The following is a 14,515-nucleotide window of genomic DNA, read 5'->3' as shown; positions in this document are numbered from 1 at the left end:
ATGTGAATAAGTTTGCTATTCGAATGAGGAGGGGAAAAATACATAGACTAAGCAAGGAACTTTGAGAATGGTGTTAATGAAGCAATTCGCTTTCAAGAAAGGAAGTTCAATGAATAAACTAATCGAAGTAGAAAATGTATCCAATGAACGTGTAACGGATGTTCAATTTTCATTAATGGAAGGCAGTTTAACGACAATTATCGGACCCTCAGGTGCAGGGAAGAGTAGCTTATTACTTTTGTTAAATAGACTAGAAGATCCGGATGAGGGTGAAATCCACTTTAAAGGGAAAAAAATTAGCGATTTTCCTATATCGGAGCTGCGTAGAAACATTGGTATGGTGTTTCAACAGGCTCATTTATTTGATGGAACGGTTGAAGATAATTTAAAGTTTGGTCCTTCTCTTCAAAAAAAGTGGGAGCCCAATGATGGGGTTAAGTTATTGGAAAAAGTACAGTTGCCTGAAGCGTTTTTAACGAAAGAAGTAGAAAATTTATCTGGTGGCGAACAGCAGCGCGTGGCATTTGCAAGAACGCTTGCTAATAATCCTGAGGTATTGTTATTAGACGAAGTGACCAGTGCACTTGATATGCGGACAGTGGATTTGATGGAAGAATTGTTACATAAGCTCGTGAATGAAGAAGGGAAGACAATTTTGATGATTACACATGACCTTAAGCAAGCAGAAAGACTTGGTAGCTATACCCTATTTATGAATGAAGGTAGGGTTGAAGAGCAAGGAAAAACAACCGAATTGTTTTATCAACCAAAATCCGCTACGTTAAAGCACTTTCTCGAAGGATAATTTATGACGAACATATCGAACCTTTCATTGCTTACAATGATTCTATTTGTCATGATTCCTGTTTCGCTTTCTTATTTGTTTTCGCTCGGGATAGGCAAATCAGCTATATGGTCTTCTATCCGCGGCGTCGTTCAATTGTTTTTTATAGGTTATGTTCTCACATTTCTCTTTTCTATTCCAGATTGGCAGGGGGTAGGATTGTGGGTAGCTGTTATGCTAGTCATTGCTTCTCTTCAAGCATCAAAGAGAGGAAAGGGGATTCCGTACGCTTTTCTCCTGTCGTTCTCTTCGCTTATTCTTATTGAAGTGTTTGTTTTGTCATTATGGATTGTATTTGATATTATTCCTTTTCGATCTGAACAGGTTATTCCGATGAGTGGAATGATTATTGGTAATAGTATGGTGGCAACTGGTCTTGCATTTGAGAGAATGAAGAACGAGTTTCACGATAGTAAAGGAGAAATTCTTGCAGCATTATCGCTTGGAGCAAATGCTTCGCAAGCTTCTCAAATGATTATTAGAAAAACGATTCGCGCAGCGATGATTCCTAATGTGGATGGATTAAAAACGATTGGACTTGTGCAATTGCCAGGGATGATGACAGGACTAATTCTTGGTGGGGCTTCGCCAATTGAAGCCATTCGCTATCAGATCGTCATTTCGATTAGCATCTTTTCATCTGTATCCATTTGTGCGATGATTATTTCATTGGTGACGTATCGCTTTTTCTTTAATCGAAAAATGCAGTTACTTGAAGAAAAGGGAGGAAAAAAATAATGGCAATTGTAGATGTTACAGTGATTCCAATTGGAACGGAAACACCAAGTGTTAGTAAGTATGTAGCGGATGTACAGGAGGTTCTAGAATCGTTTTCTGATCGGATTACATATCGTTTAACACCTATGAGTACTCTTATTGAAGGAGATATTTCTGATCTCCTAGATGTTGTTAAAGCGATTCATGAAGCGCCCTTTCAAGCAGGTATTGAGCGTGTAGCCACCAATCTACGAATCGATGATCGTCGTGATAAAAAGGTGAAAATGGAAGATAAACTCGAATCAGTTAAAAGACATTTAAAATAAAAGTAACATGACGTATCATGTGCTTCTAAGACATAAAAAAAACAGCCGAAATGGCTGTTTTTTTAGTGGCCTCCGCCGCCACCAGATCCGAAAAGAATATCGATCATTGTAGCAACAGTAAAGGCGCCGAATACAAGCACTGTTAATCCTGCAAAGGCAAGGCCCATAAAGTTCTTTTCACGAAGGGAACGAAAAACACCCCATACGCAAAATAAAGTAACGATTGCAAAAATAATTGCTAATCCCATTTGGAATACCTCCCTATCCATGCACTCATTATCAGTATACCCGTAAAATGACTGTTGCATGGTTGAATCGTAAATTTTTCTTGAATGGTATGTACGATAAGTCCTTTCTTATTTTAACCGTTTTCTTTTCGTTTGTCGAGGTGTTATTCACTCGAAAATGTAAGTTCAATGTTGTAAGCTCGAGCAATACCCTGCATTAATTCTATGTGCATTCGATCGACAAAAAAAAGCTGGTCATTCCGGCAAATGAAATGCTCTTCCATTTGTAAAAGCGCCATTTTTTTTTGTTGGTCGTCTCCATTAAGTATCCTGAACCACGCAACCATTTCTTTGTAGAGATAAAGTTCGTTGTTTTGAGAATTGAAGCCGTAGTCTGTGAAAGAAAGTTTACAATCAGATGCTTTAGAAAGATGAATGAGTGGATGAACGTCTTCGAGAACACCTTTGGACTGATAGTAGTTCTGAAGGGCTTCAGCTTCGATTCGATCTGAAATGATAACAAGTTGTTTATCACGATCCACCACGTTAGCAAGATCAGCCGTTCTTTTGACAATTTGCGCTATGAACCCAGGTAGTTTATTAACAGGTGGTTTCATTTCAACACCATACACGAAGTTCAGAAGAAACATCTCCTTTTAATCACTCTTTTTTATAGTGTAGAATAAGAAGCATAATCTTTCAATGGAGGCGAATGTTATGGAATGGAAACAAATGGCTGTTGGTCCTGTACAAGCAAATGCAGCACTCATATGGAATGAAAATAAAGAAGCTCTTCTTATAGATCCAGGAGCTGAGGGAGGACGAATCAAGAGAAAGATCGAAAAGCATGAGTTAAAACCATTGGCTATTCTTTTAACTCATGCTCATTTTGATCATATCGGTGCCGTTGATTTACTAAGAGAGACTTATCAAGTTCCAGTCTATTTGCATGCGTATGAATCAAATTGGCTTTCAGATCCTTCTTTAAATGGGTCAAAACTTTTTCCGGTTGTTGATAACATTTCTGGTAAACCCGCTGACCATCTCATTGAGGGAGAAGGAGATATGACAATCGGTTCATTTAATTTTACGGTTCTAGAGACACCAGGACACTCACCTGGCAGCGTATCGTTTTATTTCCAAGACGCGAATATCGTCTTTTCCGGTGACGCTCTGTTTGCTGGAAGTATAGGAAGAACAGATCTTCCAGGCGGGAATCAAAAACAATTGCTTAAGAGCATACATAATCGCCTACTTGTGCTACCTGAACATACGATCGTAGCATCTGGACATGGAGCTGCTACAACTATTGAAACTGAGATGACTGAAAATCCATTTCTAAATGGCTTTTCTTTATAGGCAATGTCGTTAAAAACTGTCATTAAAAATGAAATTGAACAGAGTCCAAATAGTTCAATCACTTTCGAGCGGTTTATGACATTGTCTCTTTATCATCAAAAGTATGGGTATTATCAGAAGAATGCACCAAAGACGGGGGAAAGAGGTGATTTCATTACCTCAACAAGTATAGGTGACGTTTTTTCTCGCGTAATGGCCCGAGTGCTTATAAAAGAAATACAAAAGAACGAGTATGCACCGGTTATTGTCGATGCGGGTTCAGGTGATGGTAACTTCATTTCTTCCTTTCTTGATGAAGTAAAAACGGTGGACTATAAGTTTTATGAAAAGTTAACTTATTTTGTACTGGAATCTAGTCCTTATCATCAGCAATTAATTGCTGAGCGCACAAAGCATCATAACGTGCTGATTTATCCTTCACTTTCTACAATTAAGAAAGAGCTGCCGAAGTTAAATGGCATTCTATTCTCAAATGAATTGCTCGATGCGTTTCCTGTACGTGTTATTGAAAAACAACGTGAACTTGTTGAAGTCTGTATTGGTTTGAATGATTATGATTGTTTTGAAGAGGTGTACATTCCCTGTACAGACCCGGAGATTCTGAACTGGTTAGCGTGTCACGAACTTCAGGTTAGTGATGGACAACGGATCGAAATTCCGCTTGCCATGGGAGAATGGTTGAATGAGGTAGGAAGTTGGCTATCTCATGGAAAAGTCTTTACGGTAGATTATGGATATACAAATGAGGAATGGGAAACCCCTGGAAGAAGAGAAGGCAGTCTTAGGGGATACCAAAATCATCAGTTCATAGAAAATGTTTTACAGTTCCCTGGGGAAATGGATATCACAACTCATGTTCATGTTGACGCTATTCGAAACATTGGTCTAAGTCATGGGATCCAGTGGGTGGATTGTCTCCCACAAGGACAATTTCTTTTAAAAGAGGGTTTGCTTCAATTTCTTCAGCAAACGACTCCGGATAACCCTTTTTCTAGAGAACATAAACAAAATCGAGCAGTAAGGTGGCTTGCTCAGTCGAATCAATTTTTAGTAATGATTCAAGAAAAGCGCCCAAAAAAAGACGATGCGTAAGCATCGTCTTTTTTGCGTTCGGATTAATGTCCGCCTGATCCAGGCGTCATCATGAACACTGACCAGTAGGAAAAACCGACCATAAACAAAGTTAAGTATACACCGAAAATATACAAATAAGTACGTTCTGTTAAGTTTAGATAACTTAACGCTAAAAACATGCCGGCCTGGCCAAGGAACAGCAATCCTAATACTGGCATCTCACCAACAAAACCCATGAGTGAGAAAATGCCGGTCCAGAAAGCTAAAACTCGGTACATTCTAGGCATAAAAGTTCCTCCCTTGCTCGTTCATTCCCCATACACATCGTATTATATATGAGTTCTTGTGGAAAAGTAAATGCTAGTCTCATGGCAAAATAATGACTTTCCTTATTTAACCTTGAAAAGGGTTCCAATTTATTATCCCAAATCGTTCACAAAAATACAAATCTTTTTCTTGTACAATATTTGTTTAAGTGTTGTATAATGTGGGTAAAGTTAGTTATCAACGGAAAACGAATCGGGGAGGATTTAAATTGGAAGATAAATTATTGTTTTATACTTATCCAAGTTGCACATCTTGTAGAAAAACAAAAGCATGGTTAAAAGAAAATGGTGTTGATTTTGAAGAGCGTCATTTATTTAAAGATACACCTTCAATTGATGAATTAAAAGAAATCATTACCTTATCTACAGATGGTATTGAAGAAATTCTTGCAAGAAGGAGTACTTCATTCAAGAAGCTAAATGTTGAAATTGATGATCTTACCCTTACTGAAATGCTTGAACTAATGCATAATGAACCAAAGCTTCTAAGACGGCCTATCGTGACTAACGGAAAGAAATTAATTGTAGGTTACAATAAGTCGGGTTTGCAAAATTTAAAACAACGTAAAAAGAAGCTTGCTGTCGTTTCTTAACTGGGCTAGCTGGATTCGAACCAGCGCATGACGGAATCAAAATCCGTTGCCTTACCGCTTGGCTATAGCCCAATGGTTTCGTGCTCTAGTAGTATGAGCAGCGGTTTAGATACTTATACTTATTTTTAGCAGAAGGCAAAAAATCACCTTCATTATAGGAATGTCCGGGCAATTGGTTGAATAAGATAACATCATAATCTATGTCACAGCGATATGCGGAAACGACTCTGCGTATCGCTTTTTCTTGTGGTATTGAATTGGCAAAACAGGACAAGAAAAATCACACAAAATAAGGTATTCTTAAGTTAGATGTAGAAAGCTGGTGATAGGCGCAATGAAAATATTATTGTTAATAGGTGCTTCAATCTTTCAAGTTCTGATTGTCGTTATGTTTTTTATCAATGCTTCATGGGTTCCGCTCGTTATGGTTGGATATGCGCTTTCACTTGGTTTCTTGATTTATTTGCTTATTAAAGATCGAAGGAAAAGGGAAAAGGAGGAACAAATTGATGATAATCGTAACTACTGATCAAGTCGCAAATAAAAATATTAAGGAAGTGATTGGTTATGTTAGAGGAAGCACTGTTCAGTCTAAGCACGTAGGGAAGGACATTCTTGCGAGTTTTCGGACAATTGTTGGTGGTGAAATTACTGAGTATACCGAAATGATGACAGAAGCTAGACAGAGAGCAATTGCGAGAATGGTAAAGGATGCAGAAAGTAAGGGTGCTAATGCAATCGTTGCTTTTCGGTTACAGTCTTCAGCCGTTATGGCGAGTGCATCAGAAATCATTGCCTACGGTACGGCTGTCATTCTAGAGTAGCCTTTCATTTCTGTATTAATAATAAGTACCGTTTGGGGGATTCTTGATGTGGAAACAACTTTTCGTTAAAACAGAACGAGGTAAGTTTGAGGTTTTTGTGAAAGGTAATGGTCCAGCACTTTGCGTGACCCATCTTTATTCTCAATTTAATAACAGTGGTGATTATTTTGCAGATGTATTTACAAAAAACTACACCGTATATTTAGTGAATCTTAAAGAAGCAGGAAACACAGATTCTGTAAACTCACCGCACGAATTTTTTATGATTGAAACGGTATTTGATCTTGAAAGTATACGCGAAAAGATGAAAATTGAAAAGTGGGTTTTCGCTGGTCATTCCACAGGTGGAATGCTGGCTTGTGTATATGGAATTCATGCATCAAACTCACTAAAAGGTTTAATCATTGTAGGAGCTGCTGCTAGGGAATACGCCTCTTCTTCTCCCGCTTGTATCTATCATGTCGATCATCCTCAACATGAGCTGATGCAGCAACTCATTGAGCGGTTAAAAGACCCTGATCTTGAGCAAAATGAACGAAAAAAAATAACTGAGGAAAGGACGAAACTTTCTCTTTATCGACCAGAGCTATATAATATTTTATTTTCAAAACCAATACATAAAAAGATGGCGGCAGCTCGAATGAATTTTTTCGCAAGAGAAATTTTACAGTTTAATGTAACAAAACAGCTTACTGCCATCACAACCCCTACTCTTATTGCTTGCGGCAGATATGATGTGCAATGTCCGCTTTCTTATTCCGAAGAAATGGCGAGTATGATTCCTAATGCAAATTTGGTTGTTTTTGATGAAAGCAATCATTACCCATTCCTTGAAGAAGAGTGTTTGTTTGAATTAAGTATTCAAGAGTTTTCACTTAAATAAATATATATTTAAAATTACCGAGAAGGATTTTCCAGTTACCTGGCGAATCCTTTTCTTTACGATTTAAAATCGTGAACTTAGACGAAAGGAAGGTGTGTTTTGCTGAATATTGAAGAAAAGGGGAAAGACATTATCAAACAAGCGATGGAAGTGGGGGCATCTGATGTACATTTTCACCCGAAGGAGAAAGGTGCAGCCATTCAATTTCGGGTGGATAATCGTCTTTATGATGCTTTATGGTTACCAATGAGTGTCGCTGAAAAGCTATTGTCTCATTTTAAATTTTTGAGTGGAATGGACATTGGTGAAAAACGTCGTCCTCAAAATGGTGCAATGGATATGATTCTTTACCCAAGAAAACTTCATCTCCGTCTCTCTACAATTCCAACTCCGTACCACGAAAGTCTCGTTATTCGTATTTTGCCACAAGATGAAACTCACTCCTTTAAAGAACTTTTTCTTTTTCCCTCAATTGCAAACCGACTTCTTCAGATTGTTAGTTGTAACAGTGGTTTATTTATGATCACAGGCCCTACTGGATCAGGTAAAACGACAACCATGTATTCCTTACTTCAAACGTTAAGCGTAAAGCGACATCGCCGTGTTCTCACAATAGAAGATCCGATCGAAAAGAGAAATCCTGATTTTATTCAAATGGAAGTGAACGAGAAGGCTGGACTTTCGTATTATGAGGGTTTTAAAGCCGGTTTAAGGCATGATCCTGATATTCTTGTCGTAGGAGAGATACGTGATGAACAAACGGCTCAGCTCGCGATAAGAGCTAGTATGACTGGTCATTTGGTTGTCTCCACACTCCATACGGGAAGTACACTTGAATGCATTCCAAGATTACTCGAGTTCGGTATTCCACTTCATAACATCACCCAGACGTTAAGAGGGGTTGCAACTCAGCGGTTAGTACCTTTAAAGTGTCCCTATTGTGATGTGTGTTCTCTTGAATGTCTTAAAAGGAGAACTCGTAGAAAGCTTGCTGTTGTTGAAATCCTCGCAGGTCTCCACCTTCAAAAAGCCCTCGATTATCCAGAGCTTTTAACCATACCAGGTCAATCCACAATTAAAGATTACATTCTTAGAGCCTATGCCTTAGGCTATATTCAAAAAGAAACCGTAGAGAAGGAGTTGGGATTATTTAACCGTGAAACGATCCAAATGGAAGCTTGATCGAAAAGCAGACTTTCTTTGTCGGGTAGGGAAGATGCTTGAAGAGGGGTATTCGCTCTCAAAATGTCTGGAGGTTTATGCTTTATATCAAAATGATCATATTCGAGCCAACATTGAAATGATTATTGTAAGGTTAAAAGGTGGGGACTCCTTTCATGATGTTTTAGCTGATTTTCACTTCCCAGGAGATATATTATCTTACTTGTATATGTCTGAACAGCGTGATTTTGCGACAGGCATATCTGCATCTGGACAATTAATGAAAACGAGAAGTGAATGGCAAAAACGTCTACGCAGTACGCTTGCTTATCCAATCTTTCTATTTTGGATGACGGCCATTATGTTATTTGTGGTAGGAAAGTATTTATTGCCTCAATTTAATACGTTGTACCAAACGCTCGATGTTCCTCTCCCATTTATTTCGAAGTTTTTTATGGAGCTTGTTCGGTTTATGCCAGCTATTGTTGTAGGTGTTATTGTACTTTCCATTGCATTTTATCTTTCTACGTTAGTGAAAAACAAACCTAGTTCTGCAGTACAGAAAATGATTATTTATAGTAAAGTACCATTCGTTCACCTCTTTATCCCTCTCTACCTCACTCATCATACCTCCCTTCACTTAGGTTTATTACTTCAAAGTGGTCTTTCCATTGCCGAGGCTTTTTCGCTGTTAACAAAGCAATCGCATTTTGTTTTTTTTCAAGAGGAAGCTAGTCGGGTTTCCCTGTCGTTGATGCGCGGGGAAAAGTTAGAAGGTTTATTTGATCACACTAGTTTATATGTACCTGAGTTCAAAGAAATTTTAATGCATGGACAAGTAAGTGGTAATCTCGGCAGGGAGCTTATTCTGTATGGGGAGGTGGTTGGCGAACGATTTGAAGAGCTTGTCAAGAAAGGGTTTATGATTTTGCAGCCTGTTAGTTTTGTTGGTGTTGGTCTTGTCGTCATGTTGATGTTTATGTCCATTCTTATGCCGATGTTTTATTATTTGCAAAACATTTAAGGGGGAAGTTATGAATGAAATTAAGAAAATGGATAGGCTTATTTAAACAAGAAAAAGGATTTACGCTCATTGAAATGATGATCGTTATTATGATTATTTCCGTTCTTCTTTTAATTGCTGTCCCTGGTTTAACGAAAAATAACGAAGTCGTTGAAGAAAAAAGTTGTGAAGCAACGATAAAAGTCGCTCAAACACAGGTAGCAGCATACAAAGCGAATAAAAAAGAATTTCCAACTACAATCGCTGATCTTGTTACAGATGGCTATCTCGATATGGATGAAACCACTTGTCCCGGAGGAGAGGCATTAACGATCACCGATGGAAAAGTGATATTAACCGAGTAATGAAACGATTTCATTACGTAATAAATTCTTTTGGCTATACCTTAATCGAGATGATGATCGTACTTTCTCTATTGTCGATTCTCTTAACCCTGGTTTTTCTCCACATTACGCCTACGCAAAATGCTTCTGTAACAAAACATTTCCTAGAAGAGATTCAATCGGATCTTAGGTATACTCAAGAACTCGCTTATGTAAATGGTTCTTCTTATCGGTTTTTGATTTCGCCAAGTAAAGGTATTTATAGTATCCAGGGTAATGCCTCGACAGTAGTGAGAACAAATGAGATTCCAGATCACATCACAATCGATGAAGGAACAATGGGGTATCAAATTGTTTATGGCGGGAATGGAAATGTTCAAAAGGCAGGTACCCTTTATATGAAGGCGGGTAAGGAGGAGTATAAGCTTGTTGTACAAGTGGGAGCGGGTCGCTTCTATATTAAAAAATTGTAATGGTTACTCGTTACTTGATGGTTTGATAGCCCTTTCTATACTTACTCTTTTATCTTCTGGCGCATTGCCAATTTATGTACAACTTTATGAAGAGCGAATGAGCATTCAAACGAGAAAGGAAGCGATCCTTTTGCTCGATCATTATTGGAATGACTTTGTATTAAACAATGTAGTACCTCCCAAGCAAGAAATCTTGGAAGGCACTGCATTTTACTTAACTGAAACACCGAATGGGTTGTGTATTTCTTACAATGAAGAGAAAAAGGATGAATTATTGATATGTAGAAGCTTGCCTCATGAGAAGTGAAAAAGGGATTACGCTACTTGAACTAATGCTAACCTTGACCATATTACTGGCTATAATATGGACGCTTCCTTTACTTATGAGCGCGGCCATCCAAAATTCAGGGGCAGATTTTCAGCAAGAAGAAGCACGCTTGTTTTTTCACTTGTTTTCTAAAGAAGTTCGAGAAGCCACTCAAATTATACTTAGTAAGGGAAGTATTGAACTAACAAAAAAAGATGGAGCGATCGTTAAGTATGAAAGGTATGGATCTTCCATACGTCGCCGCGTCAATAATACCGGTCATGAAATTGTCTTACAAGACATTAGAGATTTTAAGGTTCAAATCTCCGGGAGGAGAGTAATGATCGAGGTGGATCTGAATAATGGGAAAACGGAGAAACAAGTTAGTTTTCAAATGTCTTAAGCAACTGGATGACCAAGGCTATATGACTGCTATGATGATGCTAATTAGCACACTTCTTCTTGGGTTCATTTTTCATTTATGCTATGCAACAATGAACGAACGAGCATTCCTAGATCGTGAAGAGGAACAATTCAAAAAGCATTCCTTGCTAGTGCTAGGAATGAAAGATACAATTTCATATATACAAAAAAACGATGTCGAAACTACTGAGAAAACATTTATTTATGAAGAAGGCACGATTCACGCCGCGATCCAGTTTTCTCCTTCAGAAGTTATTTACATCACGTTAAATGGGACAACTCAAGATGCAACGAAGGTTTTTGCGCTGTTCCAATACAATCAAACATTGAAAGAAGTCGTAGAATGGAGTGAGGGATAAACATGAAAGCGATCTACTTAACAGGTTTTATGGGATCAGGCAAAACAACTGTTGCTGAAGAGTTATCAAAAGCGTTAGCTCTTCCTTCAGAGGATACGGATAAGCATGTAACGAAGATGCAAGGACGAGAAATTCCAGTTATCTTTGAAAGTGAGGGGGAGAAAGCGTTTCGATCATATGAGACAGCGTCTCTCAAAGATCTTCCGACTGAAAATATTATTATTAGTACAGGCGGTGGGATCGTCTTAAGTGAAAATAATCGCTCTTTTATGAAGCAGAATGGCACAATGATCTATTTACACTGTGAGCCTGAAGAAATTGTTAAGCGGTTAGAAGGCGATACTTCTAGGCCATTGCTTGCTGGAGATAACAAGCAAAATAAGATTAACACTATATTCACGGAAAGGCTGCCGTTATACCGTGAAGCAGATTATGAAATTGAAACGACGAATCGTTCAGTAAAAGACATTGTCGCCGAAATATGTCAACGCATAGGATAAAAAACTAAGTATTTGGACACCCTTAATAATGAAGACAATGATAAAAGGGTGATCAAGATGTCATCGAATGATTTAGTGAAATATATGACACAACAAGTTGTCTCATATATTGATCAACCAAAAGAAGAAAGACAGCAGCAGCGTGCTGTAAGAAAAGCAAAAAAGCAGCCTTTTTTGTTTCGATGGTTTGGCATCATTCCAATGTCGGTATCGATGTTCATGAAGAAAAAGAAGCGTGAAAGCTCGGACAGTTGAGTCCGAGCTTTTTTAAGTGGGATAAGGTTGTGATTCGATACCGGGAACAAGGTGGAAAATACCTCCATTAATAATTTCTGCAGTAATGATTGGCTCATACTGTTTCCTTAGTGCCTCTTTTTCTACTTCATATCGTTGATCGTTCGTATTGCCCTCGTAAAATTGATCAAGAAGGTGCTGATCAGAAGCCCACCTTATTCTTGCCTCTTCGGCCCACTGTACGTCTTCTTTTGTGAGCAGCATTTCTACAACAGATTCGAGTCTTTTTAATCCACTTTCTGGTTTTATGATAGGTGTTACGGTAAAAGCATAGTCAGGAATTTTTGGGGTAAGCGACTTTTCTAGTAACAAATTGTGAAAGTCATCGACTACCGCTCCACTAACAAGGTGAAGACCGAGTGAAAGAAGACGGTGTTTTTTTCTATCACATTGATAGGAAATTTTTATATTAAGACAAAGCCAGGGATGAAGAGGATATTGCTGTTGCTGATTCGTTTGTACATCCTCATATAGACGAATGGAAGACGCGAGTTTTTTTGTGGAGGAAAAGATTTGATGCAGTCTTGGTGCTCCAAAATGAACAAACTCACCTTTCTCTTCAATAGTTTGATTTGTAATTAACGTAAGCGTCATTTGTCGTGGCGTTCCGCCTGTCTTTTCAAGATAATGCCAATAAAATGGTCGGTTCATTAACTCTTTATCGAGTTCAATGGTGAGTTGAACATCGAGGAGGCCAGGTTTTTCGTGTAGAATACGACAATCATTCGCGAGAAAATACGAACGCAAATAGTTATGAATATTTTCTTGGTGCATCTGAATCCTCCTTTTGATAATTGATTAGTTCTTTAATATTATCCATCTTAATTTTTATTTCCCCTTCACTTTCGGAATGAAGTAGAATGTCAGAAATATGTTTTTCGATATCACGCATCCCGAGGCGAGTTAAGATCTCATCTAGTTGACCTATGACACTTTCAAACAGCTGGATCTTTTCGTATAACAGGGTAAGTATATGTTCTTCAACCGTATGTTTTGTTGCAAAATTATAAATGTGAACATCGCCTTCTTGGCCAAGTCGGTGAATGCGGCCGATCCGTTGCTCAATCCTCATAGGGTTCCATGGAAGGTCATAGTTAATGACGTGCTGACAAAATTGAAGGTTGATCCCTTCTCCACCAGCTTCTGTTGCAATAAGAACTTTAGCGTGATTTTTAAATAACTCTCTCATCCAATCTTTCTTTCCGCGTTTAAACCCACCTCGAAAAGGAACGGAAGTGATACCGTGCTCCTTTAAAAACCATTGTAAATATAGCTGTGTCGCTCGATATTCCGTGAAGATAATGACTTTTCCTTCAATTGATTGAATTAGTTCAAGGGCTTTTTGTGCTTTTGAATTTGTTGGTACACCTTCAATTTTTTTAATTAAGGAGTGGATGAAGGTTTGTGTGACTTCATCAAGAGAATCTTTCTCAAGCATTTTTTTTAACGTCATATAGGCAGCTTCACGACTTGAGCAAATTTCTCTTAATAAGGTAATAATTGAAAATTGACTACGGGTTGAAATCGGTTCCTTTTTCAATGCTTCAACTGAACGATAAAGATCTTCTTCTTCAGGCGAGAAAGTAATCGGTACCGTTTTTACAATGCGTTCAGGCCAATCCATACCAGTATCCTCGCGGCGATTCCTTACCATTACTTTTTGTATCAGTGTGCGAAGTCTCTCTTCGTCTTCAGCATTTTTTTCTTTTCCTTTGTAATCCTTTTCGAAATTCTCAAAGCTGCCGAGATGACCTGGTTTTAGTAATGATACTAGGTTGAAAACTTCATCAAGACGGTTTTGAACGGGAGTAGCTGTTAATAGAAGGCAGAACTTCTTAGGCAAATGTTGGACAAATTCATAGTTTTTTGTTCGGTTGTTTTTTAAACGGTGCGCTTCATCGATGATGACCATATCATAATGTTGCTCATAAACAATTGACCGATGGGGCTCACGTTTTGCTGTATCAATCGAGGATACGACGACATCACACTGATCCCAAACATAGCTTTTTCGTTGAACGACAGCAGGTATATAAAATTTTGTGTTAAGCTCGATAGCCCATTGAGACACTAACGAGGCTGGGACAAGAATAAGAACTTTTTTTACTAACCCACGAATCATATACTCTTTAATTATAAGACCAGCTTCGATTGTCTTTCCGAGACCAACCTCATCTGCTAGAATAGCCTTTCCGTTCATCTCCTCAACGACTCGCCGTGCAGCTTCGAGTTGATAAGGGTGGGGTGTTAAGTCAGGAAGGTAAGTAGGAGCTTGTAATCCTTTAAACGATGGGATAGCCCGATGTTGTTCAGCTTCGATAGCCAGTTTAAAAAGCTCCCAATTAGCCCATGGTCCATCCTCTTCAATTTGTTTGAGAAAGTTGTTTGTCCACTGTTGATCGAATTGTAATTCAGTCCTCAAAATGAAAACCCTTTCTTTAAAACTGTTATTTACGAATGATATAAGTTTAATGTATA

23 protein-coding genes and 1 tRNA gene are annotated in these 14,515 nt (G+C 38.3%); 18 read left to right on the top strand and 6 right to left on the bottom strand.

From position 1 onward, the window contains the following. The first annotated feature begins 109 nt into the window (after nt 1-109). The 3 genes from ATG70_RS10270 to ATG70_RS10260 are packed head-to-tail and all read left to right on the top strand — an operon-like array spanning nt 110 to nt 1,887. On the top strand, nt 110-805 hold the full coding sequence (locus ATG70_RS10270) for an ABC transporter ATP-binding protein (protein WP_098445787.1): 696 nt from the start codon (nt 110-112) through the stop codon (nt 803-805). Between the two features lie 3 nt (nt 806-808). Next, complete coding sequence (locus ATG70_RS10265) at nt 809-1,582, top strand: ABC transporter permease (RefSeq protein ID WP_098444213.1); 774 nt, start codon at nt 809-811, stop codon at nt 1,580-1,582. Continuing rightward, complete coding sequence (locus ATG70_RS10260; RefSeq protein ID WP_098444212.1) at nt 1,582-1,887, top strand: MTH1187 family thiamine-binding protein; 306 nt, start codon at nt 1,582-1,584, stop codon at nt 1,885-1,887. The genes ATG70_RS10265 and ATG70_RS10260 overlap by 1 nt, the downstream gene beginning before the upstream one ends. Nucleotides 1,888-1,949: 62 nt before the next feature. On the opposite strand, the gene ATG70_RS10255 is transcribed toward ATG70_RS10260, so the two are convergent. Then, nucleotides 1,950-2,135, bottom strand: coding sequence for a DUF2759 domain-containing protein (locus ATG70_RS10255; protein WP_098444211.1), 186 nt, complete (start codon nt 2,133-2,135; stop codon nt 1,950-1,952). A 143-nt stretch (nt 2,136-2,278) separates the two neighbouring features. Continuing rightward, nucleotides 2,279-2,764, bottom strand: coding sequence for a hypothetical protein (locus ATG70_RS10250; RefSeq protein WP_142329571.1), 486 nt, complete (start codon nt 2,762-2,764; stop codon nt 2,279-2,281). Between the two features lie 67 nt (nt 2,765-2,831). On the opposite strand from ATG70_RS10250, the gene ATG70_RS10245 reads away from it, so the two are divergent. Both ATG70_RS10245 and ATG70_RS10240 read left to right on the top strand, forming a co-directional pair. Next, a complete protein-coding gene (locus tag ATG70_RS10245) occupies nt 2,832-3,473 on the top strand; it encodes an MBL fold metallo-hydrolase (protein ID WP_098444209.1) in 642 nt (213 codons plus the stop codon). Nucleotides 3,474-3,554: 81 nt separating this feature from the next. Beyond that, the gene (locus tag ATG70_RS10240) at nt 3,555-4,565 is read left to right on the top strand and encodes an SAM-dependent methyltransferase (protein ID WP_179886244.1); all 1,011 of its coding nucleotides are present in this window, start codon (nt 3,555-3,557) and stop codon (nt 4,563-4,565) included. A 23-nt stretch (nt 4,566-4,588) separates the two neighbouring features. Here the strand turns inward: ATG70_RS10240 and ATG70_RS10235 are convergent, their stop codons facing one another. Then, nucleotides 4,589-4,834 carry a DUF2626 domain-containing protein gene (locus ATG70_RS10235; RefSeq protein ID WP_098444207.1) on the bottom strand — a complete coding sequence of 82 codons (246 nt, stop codon included), beginning with the start codon at nt 4,832-4,834 and terminating at the stop codon, nt 4,589-4,591. Nucleotides 4,835-5,082: 248 nt separating this feature from the next. On the opposite strand from ATG70_RS10235, the gene ATG70_RS10230 reads away from it, so the two are divergent. Continuing rightward, a complete protein-coding gene (locus ATG70_RS10230) occupies nt 5,083-5,466 on the top strand; it encodes a Spx/MgsR family RNA polymerase-binding regulatory protein (RefSeq protein ID WP_098444206.1) in 384 nt (127 codons plus the stop codon). Here the strand turns inward: ATG70_RS10230 and ATG70_RS10225 are convergent. Further along, nucleotides 5,467-5,538, bottom strand: a tRNA-Gln gene (locus ATG70_RS10225). It lies immediately after the preceding gene. A 262-nt stretch (nt 5,539-5,800) separates the two neighbouring features. Here ATG70_RS10225 and ATG70_RS10220 point away from each other — a divergent pair. The 12 genes from ATG70_RS10220 to ATG70_RS10165 all read left to right on the top strand — a co-directional run bounded on the left by ATG70_RS10220 (nt 5,801) and on the right by ATG70_RS10165 (nt 11,998). Beyond that, on the top strand, nt 5,801-5,995 hold the full coding sequence (locus tag ATG70_RS10220; RefSeq protein WP_098444205.1) for a hypothetical protein: 195 nt from the start codon (nt 5,801-5,803) through the stop codon (nt 5,993-5,995). After that, the gene (locus ATG70_RS10215) at nt 5,976-6,290 is read left to right on the top strand and encodes a YbjQ family protein (RefSeq protein ID WP_098444204.1); all 315 of its coding nucleotides are present in this window, start codon (nt 5,976-5,978) and stop codon (nt 6,288-6,290) included. The genes ATG70_RS10220 and ATG70_RS10215 overlap by 20 nt, the downstream gene beginning before the upstream one ends. A gap of 46 nt (nt 6,291-6,336) precedes the next feature. Next, nucleotides 6,337-7,173: an alpha/beta fold hydrolase gene (locus ATG70_RS10210; protein ID WP_098444203.1), complete on the top strand. Its 837-nt coding sequence runs from the start codon at nt 6,337-6,339 to the stop codon at nt 7,171-7,173. A 99-nt stretch (nt 7,174-7,272) separates the two neighbouring features. Continuing rightward, nucleotides 7,273-8,355, top strand: a complete 1,083-nt coding sequence (gene comGA / locus ATG70_RS10205; protein ID WP_098444202.1) for a competence type IV pilus ATPase ComGA — start codon at nt 7,273-7,275, stop codon at nt 8,353-8,355. Continuing rightward, nucleotides 8,330-9,358, top strand: a complete 1,029-nt coding sequence (gene comGB, locus ATG70_RS10200; protein ID WP_098444201.1) for a competence type IV pilus assembly protein ComGB — start codon at nt 8,330-8,332, stop codon at nt 9,356-9,358. Before comGA ends, comGB begins: the two co-directional genes overlap by 26 nt. Before the next feature lie 14 nt (nt 9,359-9,372). Beyond that, nucleotides 9,373-9,702, top strand: coding sequence for a competence type IV pilus major pilin ComGC (comGC, locus tag ATG70_RS10195; RefSeq protein ID WP_098444200.1), 330 nt, complete (start codon nt 9,373-9,375; stop codon nt 9,700-9,702). Next, nucleotides 9,702-10,154, top strand: a complete 453-nt coding sequence (gene comGD, locus ATG70_RS10190; protein WP_098444199.1) for a competence type IV pilus minor pilin ComGD — start codon at nt 9,702-9,704, stop codon at nt 10,152-10,154. The genes comGC and comGD overlap by 1 nt, the downstream gene beginning before the upstream one ends. Continuing rightward, nucleotides 10,108-10,461 carry a hypothetical protein gene (locus tag ATG70_RS10185; protein WP_098444198.1) on the top strand — a complete coding sequence of 118 codons (354 nt, stop codon included), beginning with the start codon at nt 10,108-10,110 and terminating at the stop codon, nt 10,459-10,461. Before comGD ends, ATG70_RS10185 begins: the two co-directional genes overlap by 47 nt. Then, a complete protein-coding gene (comGF, locus tag ATG70_RS10180; protein ID WP_098444197.1) occupies nt 10,451-10,864 on the top strand; it encodes a competence type IV pilus minor pilin ComGF in 414 nt (137 codons plus the stop codon). The genes ATG70_RS10185 and comGF overlap by 11 nt, the downstream gene beginning before the upstream one ends. After that, complete coding sequence (gene comGG, locus ATG70_RS10175) at nt 10,824-11,243, top strand: competence type IV pilus minor pilin ComGG (protein ID WP_098444196.1); 420 nt, start codon at nt 10,824-10,826, stop codon at nt 11,241-11,243. Before comGF ends, comGG begins: the two co-directional genes overlap by 41 nt. 2 nt (nt 11,244-11,245) lie before the next feature. Further along, on the top strand, nt 11,246-11,743 hold the full coding sequence (locus tag ATG70_RS10170; RefSeq protein WP_098444195.1) for a shikimate kinase: 498 nt from the start codon (nt 11,246-11,248) through the stop codon (nt 11,741-11,743). Nucleotides 11,744-11,800: 57 nt separating this feature from the next. Continuing rightward, nucleotides 11,801-11,998: a YqzE family protein gene (locus ATG70_RS10165; protein ID WP_098444194.1), complete on the top strand. Its 198-nt coding sequence runs from the start codon at nt 11,801-11,803 to the stop codon at nt 11,996-11,998. A 12-nt stretch (nt 11,999-12,010) separates the two neighbouring features. Here ATG70_RS10165 and ATG70_RS10160 read toward each other — a convergent pair whose 3' ends face one another. Both ATG70_RS10160 and ATG70_RS10155 read right to left on the bottom strand, forming a co-directional pair. Beyond that, nucleotides 12,011-12,811, bottom strand: a complete 801-nt coding sequence (locus tag ATG70_RS10160; RefSeq protein WP_098444193.1) for a YqhG family protein — start codon at nt 12,809-12,811, stop codon at nt 12,011-12,013. Beyond that, a complete protein-coding gene (locus ATG70_RS10155; RefSeq protein ID WP_098444192.1) occupies nt 12,789-14,459 on the bottom strand; it encodes a DEAD/DEAH box helicase in 1,671 nt (556 codons plus the stop codon). The genes ATG70_RS10160 and ATG70_RS10155 overlap by 23 nt, the downstream gene beginning before the upstream one ends. Nucleotides 14,460-14,515: the final 56 nt, after the last annotated feature.

Origin of the sequence: Bacillus sp. es.036, from assembly GCF_002563635.1 — a bacterium.
Taxonomy (GTDB): Bacteria; Bacillota; Bacilli; order Bacillales; family Guptibacillaceae; genus Guptibacillus.
This window is presented reverse-complemented; position numbering and strand designations above follow the sequence as displayed.